General features: G+C 35.9%; 26 protein-coding genes and 1 tRNA gene. 18 read left to right on the top strand and 9 right to left on the bottom strand.

Going from position 1 to position 24481, the window contains the following annotated elements:
- Positions 1 to 38: 38 nt before the first annotated feature.
- Positions 39 to 470 carry a hypothetical protein gene (locus AC0L0O_RS18625; RefSeq protein WP_000332408.1) on the bottom strand — a complete coding sequence of 144 codons (432 nt, stop codon included), beginning with the start codon at positions 468 to 470 and terminating at the stop codon, positions 39 to 41.
- A gap of 197 nt (positions 471 to 667) precedes the next feature.
- Here AC0L0O_RS18625 and AC0L0O_RS18620 point away from each other — a divergent pair, with 197 nt between their 5' ends.
- The 3 genes from AC0L0O_RS18620 (at position 668) to AC0L0O_RS18610 (ending at position 3150) form a co-directional block, all read left to right on the top strand.
- Positions 668 to 2002 (top strand): FAD-dependent oxidoreductase, encoded by a 1335-nt coding sequence (locus AC0L0O_RS18620; RefSeq protein WP_428889285.1) that lies wholly within the window; start codon positions 668 to 670, stop codon positions 2000 to 2002.
- A gap of 101 nt (positions 2003 to 2103) precedes the next feature.
- Positions 2104 to 2595 (top strand): GNAT family N-acetyltransferase, encoded by a 492-nt coding sequence (locus AC0L0O_RS18615; RefSeq protein WP_255181702.1) that lies wholly within the window; start codon positions 2104 to 2106, stop codon positions 2593 to 2595.
- 144 nt (positions 2596 to 2739) lie between these two features.
- Positions 2740 to 3150: a DUF3908 family protein gene (locus tag AC0L0O_RS18610; RefSeq protein ID WP_000996788.1), complete on the top strand. Its 411-nt coding sequence runs from the start codon at positions 2740 to 2742 to the stop codon at positions 3148 to 3150.
- 31 nt (positions 3151 to 3181) lie between these two features.
- Here AC0L0O_RS18610 and AC0L0O_RS18605 read toward each other — a convergent pair whose 3' ends face one another.
- The 5 genes from AC0L0O_RS18605 to odhA all read right to left on the bottom strand — a co-directional run bounded on the left by AC0L0O_RS18605 (position 3182) and on the right by odhA (position 12987).
- Positions 3182 to 4723: a SagB family peptide dehydrogenase gene (locus AC0L0O_RS18605; RefSeq protein ID WP_001175517.1), complete on the bottom strand. Its 1542-nt coding sequence runs from the start codon at positions 4721 to 4723 to the stop codon at positions 3182 to 3184.
- 16 nt (positions 4724 to 4739) lie between these two features.
- Entirely contained in the window at positions 4740 to 6689 is a 1950-nt protein-coding gene (locus tag AC0L0O_RS18600) for a TOMM precursor leader peptide-binding protein (RefSeq protein ID WP_428889286.1), read from the bottom strand.
- Positions 6686 to 8605 (bottom strand): putative thiazole-containing bacteriocin maturation protein, encoded by a 1920-nt coding sequence (locus AC0L0O_RS18595; protein ID WP_000067629.1) that lies wholly within the window; start codon positions 8603 to 8605, stop codon positions 6686 to 6688. The genes AC0L0O_RS18600 and AC0L0O_RS18595 overlap by 4 nt, the downstream gene beginning before the upstream one ends.
- A gap of 124 nt (positions 8606 to 8729) precedes the next feature.
- A complete protein-coding gene (gene odhB / locus AC0L0O_RS18590) occupies positions 8730 to 9986 on the bottom strand; it encodes a 2-oxoglutarate dehydrogenase complex dihydrolipoyllysine-residue succinyltransferase (RefSeq protein WP_000569912.1) in 1257 nt (418 codons plus the stop codon).
- A 133-nt stretch (positions 9987 to 10119) separates the two neighbouring features.
- Entirely contained in the window at positions 10120 to 12987 is a 2868-nt protein-coding gene (odhA, locus tag AC0L0O_RS18585; RefSeq protein WP_428889287.1) for a 2-oxoglutarate dehydrogenase E1 component, read from the bottom strand.
- A gap of 825 nt (positions 12988 to 13812) precedes the next feature.
- On the opposite strand from odhA, the gene AC0L0O_RS18580 reads away from it, so the two are divergent.
- From AC0L0O_RS18580 to AC0L0O_RS18535, 10 genes are all read left to right on the top strand, one after another.
- The gene (locus AC0L0O_RS18580) at positions 13813 to 14022 is read left to right on the top strand and encodes a helix-turn-helix transcriptional regulator (protein WP_000428510.1); all 210 of its coding nucleotides are present in this window, start codon (positions 13813 to 13815) and stop codon (positions 14020 to 14022) included.
- Positions 14023 to 14024: 2 nt separating this feature from the next.
- Positions 14025 to 14402 carry a hypothetical protein gene (locus AC0L0O_RS18575; RefSeq protein ID WP_001109889.1) on the top strand — a complete coding sequence of 126 codons (378 nt, stop codon included), beginning with the start codon at positions 14025 to 14027 and terminating at the stop codon, positions 14400 to 14402.
- 28 nt (positions 14403 to 14430) lie between these two features.
- Positions 14431 to 14613, top strand: coding sequence for a DUF3976 domain-containing protein (locus AC0L0O_RS18570; protein WP_001178298.1), 183 nt, complete (start codon positions 14431 to 14433; stop codon positions 14611 to 14613).
- Positions 14614 to 14747: 134 nt separating this feature from the next.
- Complete coding sequence (locus AC0L0O_RS18565; RefSeq protein ID WP_001036561.1) at positions 14748 to 15107, top strand: hypothetical protein; 360 nt, start codon at positions 14748 to 14750, stop codon at positions 15105 to 15107.
- 18 nt (positions 15108 to 15125) lie between these two features.
- Positions 15126 to 15395 carry a hypothetical protein gene (locus AC0L0O_RS18560; RefSeq protein ID WP_428889288.1) on the top strand — a complete coding sequence of 90 codons (270 nt, stop codon included), beginning with the start codon at positions 15126 to 15128 and terminating at the stop codon, positions 15393 to 15395.
- A gap of 92 nt (positions 15396 to 15487) precedes the next feature.
- Positions 15488 to 15952, top strand: a complete 465-nt coding sequence (locus AC0L0O_RS18555) for a WXG100 family type VII secretion target (RefSeq protein WP_073806376.1) — start codon at positions 15488 to 15490, stop codon at positions 15950 to 15952.
- A gap of 134 nt (positions 15953 to 16086) precedes the next feature.
- The gene (locus tag AC0L0O_RS18550) at positions 16087 to 16956 is read left to right on the top strand and encodes a WXG100 family type VII secretion target (RefSeq protein WP_042511597.1); all 870 of its coding nucleotides are present in this window, start codon (positions 16087 to 16089) and stop codon (positions 16954 to 16956) included.
- Between the two features lie 17 nt (positions 16957 to 16973).
- On the top strand, positions 16974 to 17165 hold the full coding sequence (locus AC0L0O_RS18545) for a hypothetical protein (RefSeq protein ID WP_001182254.1): 192 nt from the start codon (positions 16974 to 16976) through the stop codon (positions 17163 to 17165).
- Positions 17166 to 17193: 28 nt separating this feature from the next.
- Positions 17194 to 17442 (top strand): DUF4176 domain-containing protein, encoded by a 249-nt coding sequence (locus AC0L0O_RS18540; protein ID WP_000771628.1) that lies wholly within the window; start codon positions 17194 to 17196, stop codon positions 17440 to 17442.
- 40 nt (positions 17443 to 17482) lie between these two features.
- Positions 17483 to 17671 carry a hypothetical protein gene (locus tag AC0L0O_RS18535; protein WP_000516413.1) on the top strand — a complete coding sequence of 63 codons (189 nt, stop codon included), beginning with the start codon at positions 17483 to 17485 and terminating at the stop codon, positions 17669 to 17671.
- A 495-nt stretch (positions 17672 to 18166) separates the two neighbouring features.
- Here the strand turns inward: AC0L0O_RS18535 and AC0L0O_RS18530 are convergent.
- The 3 genes from AC0L0O_RS18530 to AC0L0O_RS18520 form a co-directional block, all read right to left on the bottom strand.
- Positions 18167 to 18239, bottom strand: a tRNA-Val gene (locus AC0L0O_RS18530).
- Positions 18240 to 18428: 189 nt separating this feature from the next.
- A complete protein-coding gene (locus tag AC0L0O_RS18525) occupies positions 18429 to 18653 on the bottom strand; it encodes a hypothetical protein (protein WP_042511595.1) in 225 nt (74 codons plus the stop codon).
- Between the two features lie 273 nt (positions 18654 to 18926).
- The gene (locus tag AC0L0O_RS18520; RefSeq protein WP_042511594.1) at positions 18927 to 19682 is read right to left on the bottom strand and encodes a class I SAM-dependent methyltransferase; all 756 of its coding nucleotides are present in this window, start codon (positions 19680 to 19682) and stop codon (positions 18927 to 18929) included.
- 365 nt (positions 19683 to 20047) lie between these two features.
- Between AC0L0O_RS18520 and AC0L0O_RS18515 the strand changes: the two genes are divergently transcribed.
- The 5 genes from AC0L0O_RS18515 (at position 20048) to AC0L0O_RS18495 (ending at position 24093) form a co-directional block, all read left to right on the top strand.
- Entirely contained in the window at positions 20048 to 20275 is a 228-nt protein-coding gene (locus AC0L0O_RS18515; protein ID WP_000251858.1) for a hypothetical protein, read from the top strand.
- A gap of 155 nt (positions 20276 to 20430) precedes the next feature.
- Positions 20431 to 21717, top strand: coding sequence for a D-alanyl-D-alanine carboxypeptidase family protein (locus tag AC0L0O_RS18510; protein WP_428889290.1), 1287 nt, complete (start codon positions 20431 to 20433; stop codon positions 21715 to 21717).
- A 194-nt stretch (positions 21718 to 21911) separates the two neighbouring features.
- Positions 21912 to 22481, top strand: a complete 570-nt coding sequence (gene sipW / locus AC0L0O_RS18505; protein ID WP_000767813.1) for a signal peptidase I SipW — start codon at positions 21912 to 21914, stop codon at positions 22479 to 22481.
- 62 nt (positions 22482 to 22543) lie between these two features.
- Positions 22544 to 23131: a CalY family protein gene (locus AC0L0O_RS18500; RefSeq protein WP_000172840.1), complete on the top strand. Its 588-nt coding sequence runs from the start codon at positions 22544 to 22546 to the stop codon at positions 23129 to 23131.
- 161 nt (positions 23132 to 23292) lie between these two features.
- A complete protein-coding gene (locus AC0L0O_RS18495; protein WP_001984385.1) occupies positions 23293 to 24093 on the top strand; it encodes a DUF4047 domain-containing protein in 801 nt (266 codons plus the stop codon).
- Positions 24094 to 24481: the final 388 nt, after the last annotated feature.

Below are 24481 nucleotides of genomic sequence, written 5' to 3'. Positions count from 1 at the left end.
GTGAAAAAGGTACAGTGCATAACTGTACCTTTTTATGGTTATTTATCTGAACCAGGATCCCTTGAGAAAAAGATGTGAAAGAGAAATGTGACTTTACTGGATCCTCCTGATGTACTAGCTTGTATATGTGATAAAGGACCAGACGTTAGGGCTGCCTCGGAATGGGGTGGTACGACTATTTTTAGCGCATGATCTGATTCTGGTGAAGCAGTAACAGTAATTGTATCATCAGAGAAGTTTATAATTTTAACAGAACCGACTGGAAAGATGGACTTGCCAGCATGTGATGCTGAAGCGAATTGGGTAGCTTTCCAAATATCTTGCGCAAATGTATCATCGTTAGATAGCCAAGCACGAGCGCTATATATTGTTGCATTAATGGAAAATTCTTGGTCAAGTGAGACGGCGGGTTTCGGTTCTTTTGGTTCTTGCGGTTCATCTGGAAGCTGGGCGAGAAGGCCGGCGCACATATATTTCACCTACTTTCAATAGTAACTGTTATAGCATATTAAACATGTTGTTTATAAGGCACGACGGTTACCTATTCACGTATAGGTTTGTGCACTAAATTTGAAGATGAAATTCTCTTTCTTTACAATAGAAGTAGGGGTTATTTCTATAAAATATGGAAAACGTAAAGAGTATGTAAAAAAGAAGGAGTGGTAAAGTGAACTATGTCATTATTGGTGGAGATGCAGCTGGTATGAGTGCAGCTATGCAAATTGTTAGAAACGATGAAAATGCAAATGTTGTGACGCTAGAAAAAGGTGAAATTTATTCGTATGCGCAGTGTGGGTTACCATATGTCATTAGTGGTGCTATCGCTTCAACGGAAAAGTTAATCGCGCGTAATGTAAAGACGTTTCGTGATAAATACGGAATTGATGCGAAAGTACGACATGAAGTAACGAAAGTAGATACGGAAAAGAAAATAGTATACGCTGAGCATACGAAGACGAAAGATGTCTTTGAATTTTCGTATGACCGTTTATTAATTGCGACCGGAGTACGTCCTATTATGCCAGAATGGGAAGGGCGAGATTTACAAGGCGTTCATCTTTTAAAAACAATCCCAGATGCTGAGCGCATATTAAAAACGCTAGAAACGAATAAAGTTGAGGATGTAACTATTATTGGTGGCGGTGCGATTGGGCTGGAAATGGCAGAAACATTCGTTGAACTTGGTAAGAAAGTAAGAATGATTGAGCGAAATGATCATATCGGTACGATTTATGATGGGGATATGGCGGAGTATATACATAAAGAGGCAGATAAACATCATATTGAAATTTTAACGAATGAAAATGTAAAAGCGTTTAAAGGGAATGAACGAGTAGAAGCAGTTGAAACGGATAAAGGTACGTATAAAGCGGATCTTGTTTTAGTATCTGTCGGAGTGAAGCCGAATACTGATTTTCTTGAAGGAACGAATATACGTACAAATCATAAAGGGGCAATCGAGGTAAATGCATATATGCAAACGAATGTGCAAGACGTATATGCAGCTGGTGATTGTGCGACACATTATCACGTGATAAAAGAAATTCATGATCATATTCCAATTGGAACAACTGCAAATAAACAAGGGCGACTTGCTGGACTGAATATGCTAGATAAACGAAGAGCTTTTAAAGGAACGTTAGGTACAGGCATTATTAAATTTATGAATTTGACGCTCGCAAGAACAGGCTTAAATGAAAAAGAAGCAAAAGGACTACATATCCCGTATAAAACAGTCAAAGTAGATTCGACTAATATGGCGGGCTATTATCCAAATGCGAAACCACTTTACTTGAAATTACTATACCGTTCTGACACGAAACAATTATTAGGTGGACAAGTAATTGGAGAAGAAGGTGTAGATAAACGGATTGATGTAATCGCAATGGCACTCTTCAATAAAATGAGCATTCACGATTTAGAAGATGTGGACTTAAGTTATGCACCACCATATAACAGCGTTTGGGATCCAATTCAGCAAGCGGCAAGGCGAGCGGAATAGCACTTTTTAAGTGCTATTTTTTTCGTTAAAGGGTAATCATCATTTTTGTCGAATGAAGAGGGTTGGGAAATAGTTACATATAGGGAAGGGGATCATTAAAAATGTTTATAACACTTCAAGCAGTTCAAGAATCAGAAAAAGAGATATTACGTAATTTGTACGCACTATATCTTCATGACCTCTCTACATTCACTCCTCATATAACGATTGGGGCAAATGGATTTTTTGAATTCGAAGATTTGCATATGTTTTGGGTAAATGATGGAATTACTCCGTATTTTATTAAAGGTGATAATGATATTGTAGGATTTTTATTACTACTGGAACGTCCATTCTTAAAGAAGGAAAATGACTTTAGTATTAATGACATTTTCATATTGAATCAACACAAGGGGAAAGGAATTGGTAAACAAGTTATTGAGAATGTACTAAAAGAGAAACGAGGGCAATATTTCGTTATCGAATTTGTGAAAAATGTACCAGCTGTTTCTTTTTGGAAGAAAGTATATAGGGAGCTAAACATCGAATTTGATGAGAAAATACAGTTAATCGACGATGAAGAATGCCTCGTGCAAACGTTTAAAATACAATGAGATTGGTGCTCCTAGTATATTACTTTGAAATTTAACTTTATTTTGAATATACCGTTCACCCTTGAAAACATAGTACGTATCGCTTATATTGTCATATAGTATTTAGTTTTTAAACAAAGCAATGAACGAACCAGGGGGCACAGTATGGCAATTAACATGAAAACAATCGAAGAATGGATTGCTGAATCAAACGCAAGACATGAAGAAGACTTTGGAAACGTTGTTGAAGAGATGAAAGAAGTATGCATTGGACTTGATAATGCGACATTAATTTATACGAAAAACGTATTTTGTTTCGGTAAGAAAGTAGAAGTATTGTTCTTCTTCCAAGACCATGTCGTGATCGGACAAGAAAAAAACGAATATGTTGAGATTGAAAAATTAAAGTATGATGCCATTACACATAGTAACTTAAAAACAAACGATAAAAATACAACGTTAGAATTAAAGTTTGCTAACGGACAATCTATCAATTTAGATAGTTTAAATGATAACTACGGTACGAAAAACTGGTTATTTGCGAGACAAATTAAGAGTATTTTTAAATTAATCTAGTAAAAAAAGCACGCCGATGAGCGGCGTGCTTCTAATTACGTAAATCCCCTTTTAACCAATTCCGCGCTCGATACGCTCCAACAGGAATTTGAATAAGTGACGTTTCATTTCCAGCATCTATCCCGTATAACTGATCACATGAATTTGTATCAAAACTAAGTAACGGATGCCCGCCCATCCCCATTGCGGTCGCTGCAAAAACGAGTTTGTGAACGAGTATACCTGCTTCCATTTGATGAATACGGTACCCTCTATAGCCTAATGCATTTGTATAGTAATCTTTCTTTCCGACTACATGTAAGCAAAGTGGTACTTGAAAAAGGTTTATGTTATCCATCGTCATACTAGATTGAAGGGGATAACGAAGGTCTCCGTACCGAATTGGCTGGATGGAATGAGTTTTACTGTTATAAGCGTAAGCACCGTTTTTTATATCTTTTACGTTATAGAAACATCCATATAATGAGACGCGCGCATTTTCATTTACATACGTACCATCAAGGTCGTTGGAATAAGGGAAGGAGAGACTCGCTTCTTGTAGTAAAGTAGCGAGCTCGGCCGCATCCCATTTCGTTAAAATAAAGTCAGCATCAGGGGAATACCGTTTTCTGCAAAGTTGTAAGAAATCATAAGATAAACGCTCTACTTTCGGCAGTTGTACAGCATGCGCATGATGTTGATAGTACTCTTCATGAGCTAGTGTTTGGAACTGTGCTGTCGATTCAATCATAGAGGCTTCATTTATTTTTGTTATCATCGGATATTCATTTACATATTTTGAGCGAACGAAATGTTCATGTGCTAAAGGCGGAATTTGTTGTAACAACTCATGAGAAGTAACTGTTTTAATTTCACGGTAATCATTGTGAAACCAATTAAATTGCGGTTCTGTACTGAAAGGAACGACAGCATACACGCTTTCTTCTCCTTCTGACAGTCCGAGTAAATGATTAATTGCACGGTCTAGAAATTGAAAATATACGCCATTTGTGTAGCCGAATTGTTTGGCACATTCAAGTAATTGGCCGATGAGAACACCACTATCTAATCCTTGAAGACGATATGAAAAATTATTGTATTTAAAGAAGTTTTTCCAAAACATGGTGGATACGAATGCAGCACCAAAACAAGATTGTATGTTACAACGATTGCCGAGTGCTTCTGTAATATAAGAATCGAAATTTCCTTCGCGAAGTAAGATAAGTCGGTGATGCGCGGCGTCGTAATGGTAAATGCCGTCTGGATAATCGTCAATTTTTAAATATATATACAATTCATTTGGATATAAAGCGCCGCCGGAAGGGATAGATCTTCGAAATAAAATTTTCTCGCTATTTAGCTGACATAACTGGGTTAAACCAAATGAACACCAAAGATAATGACCAATTTCATCTAAAGTAGGTGTAGTAGAAGAGTTAGGTAAAGATAATGGGATTTCTAAAGAGAGAGGGATAATAGGTAAGTTTCGATATAATTTATAAGGAAGCGGTGCATCTTCCCAGTCTATTTCATGATTTGGCATAATTTCATCGATAGAGAAATGGAGATGATGTAAAAAAGTATCTAGTTGCATGAAATCCCCTCCTTTACTATGGAAACGGGTGCGGATGTGGATTTAATTGTTCAGTCGTTAAAGGTTCGTCTGTATATCCAAGTGTCATCGGTACGGTATACACTCGATCTAGCCCTGTAAGTCGAGTGAGATGGTGACCAAATGTCATCGGTAGCATACCTGGAATAATGACTTTTACACAATGTAATCCGTTTTTTTCTATAAGAGGTACTGTTTGATCGACAACTATTACTTCAAGTCCAGATTGCCCTAGACGGTTTAAAAGTTGATGAAGATCGGATGTTAAATCTAGATCAACTGATTGTAATGCATTCATTTCTTGGAACGTTTGCACCGGGGCATCCCCGCGTAAAAGAAAGTGAAGACGTTCTTCTGCTTCTTTCAATCCATACAGCATACTATGGTCTTCCATTTTATTTACGAGATAAGGGTCTTGTAAGCAGTTTTCATAGTACTCTCTTTTTTCCTCAAGTTCATCATCTGTTATAAGTAACATGCCTGCTATTTCGTGAATGGCACTCTTTAAAGCACGGACTGGATCCAAATGAGAGCCTCCAGCACAAACGACATTCATTCCATTTTCACGCGTATTTTTTGCAATTACCCATAAGCTCGGGATGCCGTGTTCCATCGTTGCGTTAAATGCATGTAATTCATAACCAGTAATCGTGTATAGCCGCTGAATCATTAATTGTAATTCTGTATCATGTGCTGAACTAAGATCAAGGCGGGGAAGAGGTAATTCAGCATACCAAGTGAGCAAAAAGGCGTCACGCTCTACAATTTCTAAAATGCCGTGAAAAATTGCTTCTTCTAAACTACCACCAATGGCACATCCATTTGATGTTTCATATACGTAAGCATCTCGATGACCGAGGCTATAATAAGCGATTGATTCAGGAACTAAAATTGGCCGGTTTTGTGATAGTGAATATCCCCATACCCAGTTTTGTTCATAGTCAGGATCAAACGGTTTAAATGGAAAACCATCACGATTATAATGTTCATTTGTATGTACACCGAGCGTAAGGGGATTCAGCGCGTGGTCCTCTACATCATGAAAACTACCATACACATTTGTCTTTTTCCCTCGAGGTGACATACCACAATATCGTTCTAAACCTTCTAAAATAGCAGTTGCTTCACTGATTGCAAATGAATGAGTTCGCCCTGCAACCCCTTCATTTCCAAACATTAATGGCATGTTTATAATAACGTCAGCAAATGGTAATAAAGAATGCTGCATTTTTCCATTCAACATACCGACTCGGTAATCTAAATAGTCTTTCGTTAAAAATGTGTTTAGTTCATGAATGGAACGACAGCGATATGTTGCATCACTTGTTTTTAAGCTCGGTTGTAATGAAATCGCTGCTGCATCTGCCGTGTCATCAGGTAAATTACTACATACAGGGCAGAGTGGATCTGGAAGAAAAGAATGTCGCGTACATTGCAGTGTTTGTAAGTTTAGTAAAATGAGTTCATTTTCTAAAGAAGGATGATTATGAGTTAATATTTTCTCTGTTTCTGCGCAAATCAGATGGCACATTTGCAGAATGCCATTTTGGGTGGCACGTACATCACCCCTCGTTACGTTTTCTTCTTTTACCGCATATTTTCGTTGTAACTCCCACATTTCTTTTTGATCAAATCCAGCGATAAAGCGTCGTCCATCGGCACAATGAGTACATCCGGCTGCAGGAGGGTGAATATAAGGCCCGATAATCCCTTCACCAAATGAAGTAAAACCACGTAGCCACGGAATATGATTTGACCGGAAAGTTAGCTCAGCGTCATGATGAATAGTAGAAGGAGAGCCGTCGTGTAATACGAGAGCGAGGTCGATATTTTCAGGGAGTTCGTCTGCAATTGTATGTTGGCGAATGATGGAATATTGTTTGTATAATTGATCATGTACATAGTCTGCAAGAATGCCATCCCCTATAAGTAATATATTTTGAGTCATAGACCGTCCTCCTTTCCAATTAATACCCCGTACACACCATCTAAGTTTTCTTTCAAAAATGATTCAATTGCCAAATCAAACACGAATGGATAAAAATGATGTTCTTCTAAATGTTGCAAGGCAAGCTGTACAGATTGCGTACTTGGAATTTCTTCTTCTGCTTGTATTTCTAACCTAAAAGAATCCGTGTCATATAAAATAATAGAGGATTCCGGCAAGATATTAGCTCTGTATGGAGTCTCTTCATTTTGAATATGAAGAAGGGATAGTTGTAGGGCGCTTCGTAACGCTAACGTTGTATTAATATTAGATGCGCCGTACCATCGATCATTTATACCGACCCAAACGACTGGAAAGCTGAGAATCTCTTCACTTACTGCTATTTTAGGTGCTTCATGAATGGTAGCGAGGGCATCGTAATAAAATCTACAATTTTTATCATGAATGTCCGTTAAGTCGACCGTCGTAATTTCTTCTAGCATATGTGATTGTCGTTCATACAATTTATTATTTAAATGTTGTTGTAGTGCCCGATATACACCCTCTGTCATCGTTTCTCCAGCGCCAATACCGATATCATTATGTTCAGGGATAAGGCGGTGCATAATTTCTGCTACGTATGTTTCGATTCCTACTAAACCAGCTTCTCGGCGCGCTTCGTTATGAGTTAAACCACTGCAAGTTATAAGAGGCAGGAGGGAAGCTGGACCATCTGATAGAGGTGTAGCTACTTGAATATGGCATTGTGATAACGGTAATTGATGTAAATCTTGTTCATCCCATACATGGAATATACCAGTTTCTTTAGAAATTAATGAATCGAAAAAACGGAATAAATCAGTTGAGGTATGTTGGTTAGACCGATGCTCAAGTTTTTCAGAAAGGTTTTCTATCGTATCAATTGTAAAACTTTCATCAGTGGCGAGAGGATGTTTTATAAAAGGATGCCATGTTCCTTCAAGTGTTTCATAATTTAATAAAAAGAATTGTGGATTCTTTTCTCGATGTGAATCATCAGCAACATGTTTAAATAATTCAAAAACGATTATATTTGCTAGCATTGCGGATGTAATAGGAGAGAAGGTGGCTGATGAATTTTCATTTTGTAAAGTCGTTTCATGTAGCCGATGCCATGCGGACTCCCAGCATTCTTCACGATTAGTTGTTACGACAGGACCAGCTAAACCAACTGTTGATAAACAGACAGCAGGTATGAAGTTCTTTCCTATTTCCTTGCAAATCGCATGAACTGCTCTTAGTCCTTCGATATCTCCATTTTGCGAAACGTATAAAATCCAGTCGAAAGGCTCGAACACTTCATGTAGGGGACGATCAATTGTTGTATCTATTTCTTGAACAAGTACAGCATCATCTACTTCATGCGCAAGTTCTACTAGCTCGTGAATACGGTCGTAATTCGTTTCTTCATAATCTGTCACAAGGTAATGAAAGGTAGGTAATCCGGATTCTAATAAAGAAGAAACTAAGGAAGTAAGCATATCTCCAGAGCCGATTATAAGTACATTTGCATTGCGGTACGTTTCGAATTTTAAAGCGCCTGAATGAGAATCTGCTTCTAGAAATTCAATTTGCGAAGCATATCTATCAAGTAACGCACTGTTTAATTCATGAGGTGCATCTTGACTTACATCACGGACAAACCCATTTGTATATAAAATCTCTCCAATTTCAAATACACGATTTTGATAGGGGAGAGGGAGACCATCCGTTATTTCTGCTAAAGAATAATTACCGTTAAACATTGGCATTAATTTTTCAATCCAGTTATAAATTCCGTCACCGTCCATACGAAATGAACTGGCGTTATTTCGAAAATAGACACCCCCGTTTGAGTCGGGGAGGAAGAAAGTATCTTTATTTGCTTTTAGTTTTGCATGTGCTGGAAGGTTACTCATTTTAATCCTCCTTACGTTTTAGGCATACATTATTACCTTATGTCATGCGATTTGTCCCGTATGAATGCAATAAAAAAAGCTGTAGAATGATATATTCTACAGCCTGTAATAGATTATGAATCTATCAACCTTCTAATAATAATGATTTTGGATCTTCAAGCATATCTTTAACAGCAACAAGGAAGCTAACTGCTTCTTTACCATCAACAATACGGTGATCGTAAGATAAAGCGATATACATCATTGGGCGGTTTTCCATACGTTCGTTATCGATTGCAACTGGACGTACTTGGATTTTGTGCATTCCTAAAATACCAACTTGTGGGCTGTTTAGGATCGGTGTTGACATTAGAGAACCGAACACACCACCGTTTGTAATTGTAAATGTACCACCTTGTAGTTCTTTTAATGAAAGTTTGTTATCACGTGCTTTTTTACCTAATTCACGAATTTCGCTTTCGATTTCAGCGAAGTTTAATTGGTTCGCATCGCGTACAACTGGAACAACTAATCCGTCTGGAGCTGCTACTGCAATACCGATATCATAGAATTTTTTAATGATAAGCTCGTCGCCTTGAATTTCAGCATTTAATAATGGGAATTGTTTTAATGCTGCAACAACTGCTTTTGTGAAGAATGACATGAAACCAAGACGTACATCATGTTTTTTCTCGAAAGCATCTTTACGCTCTTTACGTAATTCCATGATTGCAGTCATATCAACTTCGTTAAATGTTGTTAACATTGCAGATGTTTGTTGAACTTCTACAAGACGCTTTGCAATTGTTTGACGGCGGCGGGACATTTTCACGCGCTCAACTGGTTTTTCGAATTCAGTTTTTGCAACTGGAGCAGGAGCTGGACTTTTTGGAGCAGCTGGTGCTTCTTTTGGTGCTGCAGCATGAGCTTGTACATCGTGTGGTCTCACACGGCCAAGTGGATCTGTGCTACGTACGTCGTTTAAGTCGATTCCTAATTCACGAGCCATTTTTCTAGCAGCTGGTGATGCGATAGGACGGTTTGTATTTGGTAAACCTTGTAGAGTTGCAGTTTGTTCAGTACTTGGTGCCGCAGCTTTTGGTGCTTCAGCAGTTTCTTGTTTCGGTTGCTCAGCCGGTGCAGGTGTACTTACTGCAACTGGTGCTCCGTTTGCGTCTAAAATTGCGATAGTTGCGCCAACTTCAACTGTATCCCCAGGTTCGCCTAGTAATTTCGATACAATACCTGAATCTTCTGCAATGATTTCTACATTGACTTTATCAGTTTCAAGCTCAACAACGCTGCCACCTTTCTCAACTTTGTCGCCTACGTTGATAAGCCATTGTGAGATAGTTCCTTCAGTAATAGATTCTGCAAGCTCAGGTACTTTAATTTCGATCATTTTAAATGTCCTCCCCTTATTTGCCTAACGGTGTGTTTTTTCTTCTTTTGTCTTCGGTAATCTCCATTTGTTAGCCTGACCTTGGGCAGACTATCTGCCCAAGGAACAAGCTAGAAATCTTCATTGTTACTTTTTAGTTGCTGAAAACTTCAATTTCTAGTTTATCTTGACGGAAGTTATACTTCACATCTAAAGCGTGTGAAACAATCAGTTCTTGCTCAGCTTTGTGAGCGAATGGATCGCCGCCAGATGGGCTAGAGCGATCTGGACGTCCGATGTAACCTGTTTTCACTTTATCTCCAGCTAGTTCGAACAGAATTGGAGCCATGTAATGCCATGCGCCCATATTACGAGGCTCTTCTTGAACCCAAATAATTTCTTCTAAGTTTTTAAAGCGTTTAATAATAGATTGAACTTTCTCAGCAGGGAATGGGTACAACTGTTCAATACGAACGATATGAATTTCATCTAAGTTGTACTCATGCTTACCAGACTCGATTTCTGCTGCTAAGTCAATCGCCATTTTACCTGTACTTAAAACAAGACGTTTTACTTTGTTTGGTTTTGTACCAAGGTTTTCTTGTTCTAAAGCAGGTTGGAAACGTCCTTCGCTTAACTGACTAGCAGTTGAAAGCGTAAGTGGGTGACGTAATAAACTTTTCGGCGTCATTAATACTAATGGTCGAACAGCTTCTGTTCCTAAGATAGATGCTTGACGACGCAGGATATGGAAGTATTGTGCCGCGCTCGTTAAGTTTGCAACTGTCCAGTTGTTCTCAGCAGCTAACTGTAAGAAACGTTCAGGACGCGCACTAGAGTGCTCTGGTCCTTGACCTTCATAACCGTGTGGTAATAGAAGAACTAAACCAGATTTTTGACCCCATTTCGCTCTTCCAGCTGAAACATATTGATCAAATAATGCTTGCGCAGTATTTGAGAAGTCACCATATTGCGCTTCCCACATAACAAGCGTTTCCGGAGCGAATACGTTATAACCATACTCGTAACCAACAACAGCAGCTTCTGATAACGGACTGTTATGAACAGAGAATGAAGCGTTGATATTTGGTAAGCGATGTAATGGTGAATATGTTTCATTTGTATCAGTATCGTGTAATACGATGTGACGATGCGCGAATGTACCACGCTGTGAATCTTGCCCAGTTAAACGAATTGGCGTACCTTCTTGTAAAATAGAAGCGAATGCTAATGACTCAGCAAGTGCCCATTCAATTTTACCGTTCTCTTCAAGAGCATCTTTACGGCGCTCAAGAATTTTCTTCACTTTCGGATATACGTTAAAGCCTTCTGGCCAAGAGAGTAGACCTTCATTAATTGCACGAAGTGAGTCAAGCTCAACACCAGTATCAATTGGCTGAATACCTTTTGCAACAACATCTGGCACTTTAACGTGAATTGTTGCATCGCTCGTATCAGCTGGCGGTACTTGTGCATAGTCAGATTTTAATTGCTCTTGCGTAAATTGTGTAATTGTTTCAATTTCATCTGCATTTAGAACACCAGCAGCTTGTAATTGATCTGCATAAATTGCTCTTACAGTTGGGTGATTTTTAATCTTTTTGTACACTTGTGGTTGTGTAACTGCTGGATCATCCATTTCGTTATGACCGTAGCGGCGGTAACCAATTAAATCGATTAGGAAATCTTTTTTGAACAGCATGCGATATTGAATCGCAAGGTTAGCAGCAGCAAGACAAGCTTCTGGATCATCAGCGTTCACGTGAACAATCGGAATATCGAAACCTTTTGCAAGGTCACTTGAATATTTCGTAGAACGAGAATCATAGCTATCAGTCGTAAAACCAACTGCATTGTTTGCGATAACATGAATTGTTCCGCCCGTTTGATACGCGTTCAATCTGCTTAAGTTCAATGTCTCAGATACAATACCTTGACCAGGGAATGCAGCATCACCATGAACTAAAATTACGAATGATTTTGAAGTATCTTGTTCTGGAAGACCAGATTTTTTACGGTTTTCTTGAGCCGCACGTGCGAAACCTTCCACAACGGGATTAACGAACTCAAGGTGACTTGGGTTATTTGCTAATGTAATGCGAGTGCTAACTTCTTCGTTACTAACGACTTGTTCTCTACCTAAATGGTATTTCACGTCGCCAGTCCAGCCAGAATTTGCCACTGCGCCTTCTATTTTTGCATGTTTGAACTCAGCAAACATGTGACTATATGGTTTTTCTAATACGTGAGCAAGTACGCTTAGACGACCGCGGTGAGCCATACCAATCATGACATCTTCTACGCCGTTTTTAGCTCCTTCTAGCACAATTTCATCTAGAACAGGTACAAGCATATCAACGCCCTCGATAGAGAAACGCTTTTGCCCAACGAATGTTTTATGCAAGAATTGCTCGAAACCTTCAACAGCTGTTAAACGTTTTAAAAGAGCAGTTCGTTTTTTATTTGATAGTGGTTGACGCAATGAATTTGATTCCACCATTTGATGCAACCACGCGCGTTCTTCACTATCTTGTATATGAGAAAATTCATAAGCTAAAGATTGTGTATACACTTCTTTTAATCTATGAATTACATCAAGTGCAGTGTGAATACCTTCTGGTGCATCTGGCCATACTGTTTTCGCTGGAATCGCTTTCAAATCAGCATCGCTCAGTTCGTTCATTGCTTTCTCAAGAAGAGATTGTCCATTTGCAGCATCCTCCATCGGATTGATGTGAGCCAACGTATGCCCGAAAGAACGAATCTGTTCAACAAGTTGAACGACTTTAAGAATCTTTTCAATGTTACCTGTGTTTTGAGGAGAAAAATGTGTTGCTGTGTTGTCCCCTGTTACGACATCATCTTGAAACGAAGGAGCTCCAAAAATTTCAAAAAGCTCTTGTAATTCCGGATCAACAGAACCTGCTCCAGTTACGTAAAGATCATACTGTTCAATAACATAACCAAGGTTCGGACCGTGGAACTTGGCCCAAGGGTTTGTCGTTGTATTCTTCCTCGTCATTTGTTTAAACCTCCCAATGCATATAATCCTTTTTCCATACAAAAAGGTGCATTTTGCTCTTTTCAATAATTGATGAACCAATAATCAATGTAAATGTTTTTCTTTACTCTTATGTTATTACAATAATTTACATAATACCAAACACTATTACTTATCTGTTTTGTAAAAAAACATTCACAATAACTTATCACCCAAGTTAATCTTTCATGTTATAAAGTAATTTTACAGAAAAATAGGGTGGATATATTTGGTATACCTATACGAATAACTAAAATTGTTGCATGTAAATATAAGTATAATAGTTAGAATGTTTCGATAAAAATAAGTTCGAATTATGTATATTGAAATAATAAGCGCTTTCATTGATATTATACAACAATATAACGGAATATAGTATAAAAAATAAAAAATTATGAATTTATCGTAAACTTTATTTAGATAGTGTTAAATATTGAAAGGAAAGTGAAGGATTTCTACAAAAAAAGTTGCTAAACATAAAAAATGCTTCATAAACAGTTAGTTTCTATAAATATGCCGAAAAACACCGTAAAACCAATAACACATTTTGCGGAATAAAGGGATAAATGAAATATTTTAAAAGGATAAAACAAATATGGAGATATTAAATTAAAAAAAAAGAGAGGTGGAGATATAGTAACGGTTAGTTCCATTGTTCCATGTTTCGCTTTAAAATAGACGTGCCGAAATTGAAAAAGTTTCTTCTATATAAATAGAGTGAAACAAACTAAAGTATATGTAAAGGGAACTTGACGTAAAGGTTACTTTACATATATACTCGGTGTAAGGGAGGAGGGAGAAATTTCCTTGGAAAATAAAATGGTCGAATACCGAAAAAAATTTGGACTATCTCAAGAAAAATTGGCTGAGAAACTTGGCGTTTCCAGACAAACCATCATTTCAATTGAAAAAGGAAAATACGATCCATCACTTCCGTTAGCATTTGAAATAGCAAAAACATTTCAGACAACGATAGAACATGTATTTATTTATGAAGGAAAAGAAGGGGAGGAGTAAAGATGAACTATTCACAAAAGTACTTTTTAATCATGGGAATTATTTTTTTTATTATGAGTGGAACTATGGTATTTGCGGGGATAATGACGCATTCAGCACCACCGACTCCAACTTATACAGTTCTCGCAATGATGATTATGTGTTTTTGCTTAAGCTACTTACATCCACAATTTAAAGAAAAAGACGAGCGGATGAAATTAATTCGTTATAAAGGCATGTTCTTCAGCTTTTTTGCGTTAACAGCATATTATCTTCTTTTCTCTATCGGCTTAAACTTAAACGTTATTACACTATCTGCAGTTGAACTACTGAACATACTTATGGCACTCACAATGAGTACCGTCTTTATCTCATTTGTTGTTTTGGCAAAAAGATATTAAGATGGAAAAGAGAAAGGAAGATTAACATATGCAAATGATGTATGCTTTTGGCATTGGGCTTGTATTATTTTTAGCCGTATTCTTATTTATTCGTAAAGACGTGCAAGGTGGGACGTTAACGAAAAGAGGCTTTTATAAAATGATCGGCTGTTTAGTTGTTATGTTTATAGCGATTATCATCATGATCGTTTTAATAAATCGGTCACTATAGAATGTAAAAATGTAACCTTACTTAAGTAAGGTTTTTCTTTATAGTTTAAAATCCGAAAATTCCCACTAAATCCTTTTACCACATATGATGGATATTATATAATTTAATAAAATGATGGATAGGGAGAATAGTATATGAATAAAAAAACTATCTTCTTTTTATTAACATGTCTATTACTTGTAGCTAGTACTACTTATATAATATGTAACAAACGAGAACAAGTGCCACCTATGTTAGTATGGGAGGGACAGGAATACTACGTAACGCATGAACCTGCCAAAGCAGAAGAAGTCGGGCAAAGGCTAGGCGAAGTAACAAAGAAAATTGAGATAAGTAAAAAGCCTACTAAAAACAGTGAATCGAACACACTACAAGAAAAAACAGAGGTATTCACAATGATAGAAGAAGAAAAAGGTCCTCACTCACCTTTAATCATAAAGGAGCCTGATGGTAAGGAATATAGAATTGTGAGGCCAATGTTAAAAGTACTATAAAGTGAAAAGGAGATTCCTATGCAGACAGTAACTTCATATCCATGGTCGTTAAGAAAAATGTTTGTCTTTTTCCTTTGTTTTATCCTTCCACCAATCGGTGCAATCTACATTGTAATGAATAGAGGGGCGCTACAAAAGAGAGACTTCATTTTATACGTATTATTTGCTGGTATTAATATATCGCTTTGGGTGTCAATTATGATTTTTGATCGGAGCGTGTGGCTGGTTTCGGGGCATTATGTGCTCGGGGTAATTGTGATTGTCTTTTCGAATATAAATAAGAGATAACCCAGCAATCTTAAAGTTGCTGGGTTTTATTTTGCTATTTATAATGAAGAAACATATAAATCAATATGTAAAGAAGGAATGGTATAGTATAGATAAAAGTAACGTCTGAACGGCTAGAACAGACTGCAAAGACAGTAAGTAACATCAGGGGATTATTAGAATATTTACATAATGGCCTATACAATCAAATTAAGAATATCGCTACACAATGGAATGGAGCGAGTAGAGAACAATTTTATCAGAGATTTAATAAAGTAAAACCAAAAATGTTTACTGTTTTAATAGAAGCTAAAAACTACAATGTTATGATATCTAGTGGTAGACGTTCATTAATAAATATTGTAGTAAAACAGTTTGAAGATAGATTGAAACATTTGCCCGAAGGTTCACATCAGACTGTCGTGATAGATGTGAGAGGACCAGATGAAACGGGAGAAATATTGAAGCAAATAAGAGAAGAAATAAATCAAAGAACATTTGGACAGGCAGAAATTATTATTAAAAAGATAAAAAAAGTAGGTTATATTACAGAGTTAGCACGAATGCATAAGTTATAATTTCAAAGTGCCGTAAGGGTAATCCTGAGGAGAAAAAAGATTTCGAAGTTTTAAGAGTATATAAAATATTTATAGTTGCAATAACTCTATTGTGGTAAAATATTCTATATATAAATTTAAAAGGGGAAAGGCTTATGGACTTAATAAAAATTACTCCAGAGCGTTTGGAGCAGTCTGCTAAGTTGGTACAAGATATAAGACAAACTTTAGACAATATGCACAAAGATCTTTATAATCAAACAGAAAACATAGCGTCTCAGTGGACAGGTGCAACAAGTCAAAATTTCTATCAAATGTTTAATGAAGCTAAACCAAAGATTTTTGAAGTTAATAATCTATTGGATAAAATTTCAGAAGAACTCAAACATTCTGCTAAGAAATTCCGCGAAGCAGACCAAATGGATTATATGTTAGCAAAAGCAAAATCTCAAAATGATGTGGAGTATTTGCAAGGGAAAGCAGAATACAAAGAAGGAGACCGATTTGGTGGAACGCTTGAGGGAGCAGTGGTGGAAGCAAAGAATAGTGTAGGGACAAATGGGGAATTTACAATGAAAGCCTTATCTGGAAAAGTAGATGTAAATATTCCTTATTCTTTTGATGCTGCTAAAGATGATTTATTTGAAGGGAATATTATTGGTACAAAGATGGAGGGTTCAGTTTTAGAGAACGAATATAGCACAAAAGTTCCTATACTTACCCCTACAGGCTTCGAGATGAAGGATATTAAAATTACTCAAAAGTTTGGTGAAGGAAACTTTGCGTATGGTGTGGACGAATATACACTAAAAAATGCAGCAGAAGTTACTACAAATAAGTATGAAGTAGAGATGGAACTCTTTCATATTCCAGAATTTGTTCCTCTTATAGGAGATAAAGATGTCGTCGTAAAAGGTGAATTGGGTTTGGGGACACTTGGTTATGACTTTAAATTAGGAAAAGAAACGGGATTATATGTTGGAGATGGTTATGGATTAGGTGGTACCATTAAATTTGAGGATTAAGAGAGGGGCATATTAATATGCAACCATTTAAGGCTGGAAAATATATTACATATGTTGCAATTGCTATATTACTTGTAGTTGCTATTACGTCTCCTTATGAATTACCTAAAAAAGTTGGCTTTATTATAGGTGTTCTTATTTTAGGAGCTTGTGCACTTGGTACTAATAAAATGTACGAACGGATGTATAGTAAATTTAAAAAAAAATAATGTATAACATAAGAGGGGGAATAAATAAATGAAACTTTTACCAATCGGAACAGTAGTGAAACTAGAAGGTGTAGAACCTGTCATTATGATAATTGGAAGAATGATTGTATCAGCAGATAAACGTGATTTTGATTATGTGGGTGTTCCTTATCCAGTAGGCTATCTAGGTGATGAAAAAGTATTATGTTTTAATCATGATAAAATTGTAGAGGAAATGCATAGAGGGTATATGACTGAGAGTGAATTGGTTCTACGTGAGAAATTAGTAGAATTGTAAAAAAAAACGTAAATCTTAAAGATATGATAGGAGAAACAAAATGGGGAAGATAATGAGAATTATTGTAATTATTGGTATCCTTATTCCTCCAGCGTTACTGTGGAGTGCACCTGATATCCCTCTAAATGTTAAACTTCTGTTTACAGGTTTACAACTAACTGTAGGATTCATCGCAGTAGTAGTGTTAGAGGTAATATTTAGAAATCGAAAAAAGAAGAGGGCAAAATAGATATAAATTGTATAGAATGACAGATAAAAATATTGGTAGCTAATCTTCTCAATAAAAGAAATTAACAGAAGCAGGGAGAAATCCTTGCTTTATTTTTGTATAGAAGTACTAAGTAGGGTATCGTTAAATTAGGATGTTCGAGTCGGCTCGGCAGGTATTATCTATTAAACGTATCGTTGTTTACCTCCTCAGTTAATTCGTCTAGATTAAAACTAAGAGTTTCAGAGATTTTTCCAGCTCGTATGCTAACTACAATTGTACGAGGGGACAGATTAGCGAACTCTTTTTCCTCCTTGAAATCCTTCATAGCAAACTTAAGTAGCATTTTCTTTTCAGTCCTTTCTCAGCTTTATGGAAACAAAAAGAGGACTCCCCCTGAGCTAGCTAGTTTACTGACTAGAATTAGTCCTCTGTTAACTTGTGGTGTCTGATGGAGGCCTCCACAGTTTTAGCTTGTGAGAATACCCTCTCAATCCTTGATACTATTAGGTTTTATGACCCCGGAGAGGCTCGAACTCACGACCTCCACCCTGTCAAGGTGGCGCTCTCCCTGCTGAGCTACGGGATCTTCAAAAATGCTTATGTAACAGCATCTTTAATCATTATGTTAAAACAATTATATATAATTAACTGAAATTTTACAATATTTTTATAGTAATCTTTTGAACAGGAAGAATTTGGAGTCAATTTAGTAGTGTATTAAGGAATATATAAGTAGAGAATGTAATGAAAAGTGGGTTCAAATAGAGCGGTTATATTATTTTTTTCGATACCAATCTAAAGGACCTTCATCACTCAAATCAACAAGAAAAGGGAATAAGAAGTGTAAAGGTAAGCTTAAAAGTTCTGGCATGGTGTTTATTGTTTGCTTTGATAGGTATTGCCTTCCGAAACAATACGGACAATCTTTTTCAAATGTCACGAGTATCGACCATACATCTTTTACTTTCCATTTTGTTTTACAATGTGTACAACGTGCCATTGAATTCCTCCTCAATTTAAGGTGTTTTCTAATATATTCCATTTTAATAAAGTCAAGTGTATTTGGTGTGATAAAATATAAGTTTTTTGTAAAAAGATAATAAAGCTATTACATTGCATCACCTAAAACAAGCATAACCCCGTTATGAATTTAGGACGGGGGTGTGCTTGCTTAATTTTGAATATAGTGTACTGCATTATAAATTTAAGGTTTATGCAATGATCGCGCCCGATCGGTGAGGGCTAATTAAAGTTCTACTTTATGTCTGGTTGTTTACACGTTGCCCATATAGCTTCGCGTTAAGTTTGGGAGAACAATTTTTCCATTCTTACTGTATTTTTCGAATAGCTCTGATAGGAGAAAAATAAAGTTTTTATACTGTTCGTCATTTTCTTTCGGAGCATAAGATGCTGATAAATTCCTTCCTAAAAAGCTTTCATAATCAAAAAGTAAATCATTTTGATATTCTTTAAACTCATACTTTCCACCTTTGAAGAAGCTGTTAAATACTTCTGGAGTTTCATCAATTCCGCCGCTAAAGCCTTTAAAGGTTGGGCAGGTTTTCTGGCAAATTTCTGCGTTCTCTTTAATAAGTGGACTAGTTACATCTCTACTATTCCAAACAAGAGCAACATTTGCTTTTTGTTTCAAAATTCGTTGGCATTCGATTTTGAAAGCTTCTTTATCAAACCAATGAAATGCTTGAGCAACAGTCACTAAATCTACACTATTTTCTTTCAAAGTGGTATTTTCAGCAGTTGCTTTTATAGATTGAAAACGAGGATATCGTTTTAACGATTGTTCGGCCATTTTTCTCATGTCATCATTTGGCTCAACTCCAATAACATGTAAACCACTGTCAAGCAGCTGGCGGCTAAATATCCCTGTACCTGAACCAATATCGGCCACAATTTGATTCTCATTTAGTTCGTTAGCCGAAAGCAAATAATCAATATATTCATTAGGATAACTAGGGCGATGTTTCGCATATATATCGGCCTTGTCAGTAAAATTTTCTGTTGTTTTCACCGTACTACCTTCTTTCCAGCGATATTATGTATAGAAATAGGAACCAAATAGTAATTTTCGCATCGGTCTCTAAGTCTACAACGAAAGAGTCTGGCTAAATGGAGCTGCTTTAGTTCTCTTGTTCAAATTATACTATTTTGCATGATATCTTCCAAAAGGCCATGATTTCTTATTCATCTAAATGGTTTAATTGTTGAATAATATGACCATTTGTATATGGAACGAGAGGTATGTAGGATAAGCGATTTCCATTTTCAATATCTAAATTGGCCAATATATCCTTTTTACAATTTACTTAAAATCATGTATAACAGAGATACAAGATTATTTTATAAATATTCAAAAGTAAAGGGAGAATTATCGTAATGGTAAGGAAAACGTTCAAGATGCGCGTATCTAAAAATAGAACGATTTCAATTAATGGCTCAATTCTTGATGTGGATGTTACACATGATGAGTTTTTGCAAGAGTTTGTTGAGTGGGTCGATTCTAAAGGTTGGTCGTTTATGGGGATGACCGATGAGATTACACCTGAGGAAGCTAGTCAAAATTTAATAGATTCATTGATTGATGAGAAGGATAAGAAAGAATAATTCTTTCTTATTTTTTATTGTATATTTATGTTCTTCATCGTAAAAGTATGATATAGTAAAAAACAGTGAATGTTCTTCCAATTTAATACAAATTACATATAGATTGGTAGATGCAGTTTTTAAGCTGTGAGAGTATAGTGAAAAGGGAGAGTCATATGGTAAATTTTAAGAAAATTTTGGCTTTTATTACCGTTATTGGTTTATTTTTTTTGACACCTATGACGTTACGTGCTGAGACGAATATTGGGGTGAACCCAGAACAAGTGGCACCACCACCTAAGGAAGGGCCAAATGTTTTTAGTCAGTTTGCAACTACAATTGATGCGAAAACTGGAGATATTTTGTATGATAAAAACGCACATCACCGTGCATTTCCGGCTAGTATGACGAAAGTGTTAACGGCGATTTTACTTATGGAACATACGAAGCCAGAGGATCAATTTACATTTTCACAATTAGCATTAGATCAAGAGAAGAGTAATTATCAAATTGAGTTTCAACCTGGTGAGACGATTAATAGAAATACTGCACTTATGATTTTAATGGTGCTTAGTGCAAATGATGTGTCGTATGCGATTGCGGAGCGTATTGGCGGAAGTGTTGAGAATTTCGCTAATATGATGAATGAGAGAGCGAAGCAATTAGGCGCTACCGACAGTCATTTTGTAACACCAAACGGATTGCATGATCCGAATCATTATACTACGCCATATGATATGGCTATGATTACGAGAGGTGTGCAAAAGTATCCTGAAATTTTACAAGCGATGAATACGAAAAGAACAACAGTTACGACATCTAGGCAGACGGTGTCTATTTTTAATAAATCTACTTATTTTGAAAATCCATTTAGTATTGGTGGTAAGACAGGTTTTACAAATGAAGCGCGCAATACACTCGTTTTATTAAATGAGAAGGATGGAAATCGTATTATAAACGTAGTAATGGCTTCTCAAAGACCTGAAATTTATGAAGATTTAAAGCAGATGGCGGACTATTCTTTCGGTCAATTTGTGAAGCAAACTGTACTGGATAAACATAGTTGGCATCAAAAGACAACGTATTTAAATAAAGATATTGATAGTGAGCTTGAAAAAAGTGCAGAACTAATGCTTAAGAAAGATGAAGGGAAAAATGTGAAGACGACGTTCCGGGCGGCTTCATTAGATAAAGATTCTTTATATCATAAAGGAATTCATCGTGGTGAAGTAGTTGGTGCAGTTGATATTACGAAAAATAATCAAACAATTGCGACGGTAAATGTTCTTTCTAAAGAAGACGTTACTTTTGCGATGCCTAAAAAAGATACGATCGAGCCTGAAGTAAACGAATTAAACGTGAAAATAATAAGCATTGGAATAGGTGCTGCCATATTATTTGGAGCCATTTTATTTGTAGTGCTACGCCGAAATACAAAAGGAATGAAATCAGAAGAAAAATAAATTACTAGTTTAAAAGGACTGTGAAGAGACTTCTTCACAGTCCTTTTTTTATATTGAAAATAACTAATAATTGTAAATTTTCTTATTGCATTTCTAATATGTTCGTTATATTATTTAGTTGTGTTCTCGTTAAAGAACGAAACTGAATATTGCATACTTCAAATAATATAAAACAACGGAGAGGGAGAGAAACGATGAAATTAATTTGGAAGGTGATTAGCAACGTTATCTCATTTGTTTTATTTGCGTTAATGGTTTGCTTAGCTTTTGTAGTTATTTCTTCAAAAGCGAGCGGTGGTGATCCAACGGTGATGGGATATCAATTTAAGAGCGTTCTTTCAGGATCGATGGAACCAACATTTTTAACAGGATCAATCATTGCGATAGAGCCGACGAAAGATGGTTCTAAATATCAAAAAGGTGATGTTATTACTTTTAAAGAGAAAGATGAAAAAATTATCACTCACCGTATTATCGGTGTAAAAGATACAAATGGAAAAGTAATGTATGAAACAAAAGGAGACAACAACAACGGGCCAGATTTAGAACCGGTACTTGCGGAGAATGTTATTGGGAAATATGCAGATATTACAGTTCCTTATGCAGGGTATGCATTAAATTATGCGAATTCAAAAGCGGGAGCAGCTTTGCTTCTTATTATTCCAGGAGTCTTTTTACTAGGTTATTCCGCTATTACTATTTTTAGTGCGATTCGTAGCATTGATGGAGAAAAGAAAGAGAAAAAAGTAGAACAATCCGTCTAGTTTGTTTGGTTATACTTTCCGATTAGGAAGTTGACAAATATATAGATTAAGGGGATATGGACATGACTTTAAAGAAAAAATTAGGAATGGGTATCGCATCAGCAGTATTAGGGGCTGCATTAGTTGGCGGAGGAACGTTTGCATTTTTCAGTGATAAAGAAGTGTCAAACAATACATTTGCGACTGGTACGCTTGATTTAGCATTAAATCCATCAACAGTTGTTAATGTATCGAATTTAAAACCTGGTGATACAGTTGAAAAAGAATTTAAATTAGAAAATAAAGGGACATTAGATATTAAAAAAGTACTACTAAAAACAGATTACAATGTAGAAGATGTGAAGAAAGATAATAAAGATGATTTTGGTAAACATATTAAAGTAACATTCTTAAAAAATGTAGACAAGCATGAAACAATCGTAAAAGAAACAACGCTTGATAAATTGAAGGGTGACACACTTACTGCGGTAAATAACGATTTAGCTGCTTGGTTCTGGGATGAAAAAGGTATTTCAGCAGGTAAATCTGATAAATTCAAAGTGAAATTTGAATTCGTTGATAATAAAAAAGATCAAAATGAATTCCAAGGCGATAAGTTACAATTAACTTGGACGTTTGATGCACAGCAAGGCGATGGTGAAACAAAATAATAAGGACAACAAAAAGAGACTATCAAAAAGGATAGTCTCTTTTTCTGCTAAAAGTGAAATGTAAAAAGAAACATAATTTTTATATCATTTTGTAATTCATTTTATTATAATAAAGATATAGTTCTTGATAGAGAACGAGTTGTTCGATAGGAGAGATTAAAATGCTGAAGCCACCTCGTAAATTCAAAAAGATGCTTATATTGCCATGTTTGTGTTCTATTACTTTTTATTTAGGCTCTCAAATGATGACTTATACAGAAGCAGCTTTCATTCATGAAACGAAAGTAGCGGCTACTATTTCTACAGCAAGTATTTTTCCAAAAACAGTTGATCAATTAATAGAACAAGCTAAGCAGCATAAGGAAGTTATTTTGCATGAGTATAAAGAGATGAAATCAAAATTAAATGTTAAATCCACTCAGGAGATAGAACAGGCGCTTGTTATATGGAAGCAAGGACGTGAGAAGATAGCTGCTGAGAGAGAATCGTTACAAAAAGTATATAAATCAATAGAAGAACCTTATAATCAAGTACAAGAAGAGTTAAAAGGACATACAACTGAATCGAATAAGCAAGTATTCTCGTATGTGAATGCTGGCTTCCATATAGTAAAAGAAAACTGTCAGTATGTTGATAAAGAAGTAAATTTACAGGCGATTGATAAACAAATTCAAGATTTTGAGAAGTTACTAGTAGATGAAACAGCAAAACAAGTGAGTGAGGCTGAGAAGCAAAAGGAACTAGAAGAGAAGAAACAAGAGGAAGTAAAGAAACTAGAAGAGAAGAAACAAGAAGAAGCAAAAAAACTAGAAGAGAAGAAACAAGAAGAAGCAAAAAAATTAGAAGAGAAGAAGAAACAAGAGGAAGCAAAAAAATTAGAAGAGAAGAAGAAACAAGAGGAAGCAAAAAATCAAGAAGAGAGTAAGAAACAAGAAGAACAAAAAAATAAAGATAGCAAGTAAATTATAGTAACGTTCCAAGCAGATAGAGATTATAAAACAAAAAGGTGAGAGAGCACTATCACTCACCTTCTTTTCGTGTCTTGCTTATTTTATTTAGCCAATAAGAGGTAGTTAGATAGACGAAGTTTATTAATTAGTGGAGATAGGTCAAAAATCAAAATTTTTTTCTTTATTTTTCAATAATTTATTGAAATTTCTAAATAATATTGAGAAATGAAAATAACTGAAAAGATTAATAAATATGTGTTGTATTTATATAGGTATGTTCGTTATAATGAACATAAGGTTTTTAAAAAAGAACAAATATTAGCTAAGCTAATATAGCTTTAGTTATATCTCTTATTTTAAATAAGAGATAGCAATAAAAAATATAAAAAACAGCTAGGGG

Source organism: Bacillus sp. GS3m_15504 (assembly GCF_055825275.1).
The sequence above is the reverse complement of the archived record's forward strand: the minus strand, read 5'-3'. Positions and strand labels throughout refer to the sequence as shown.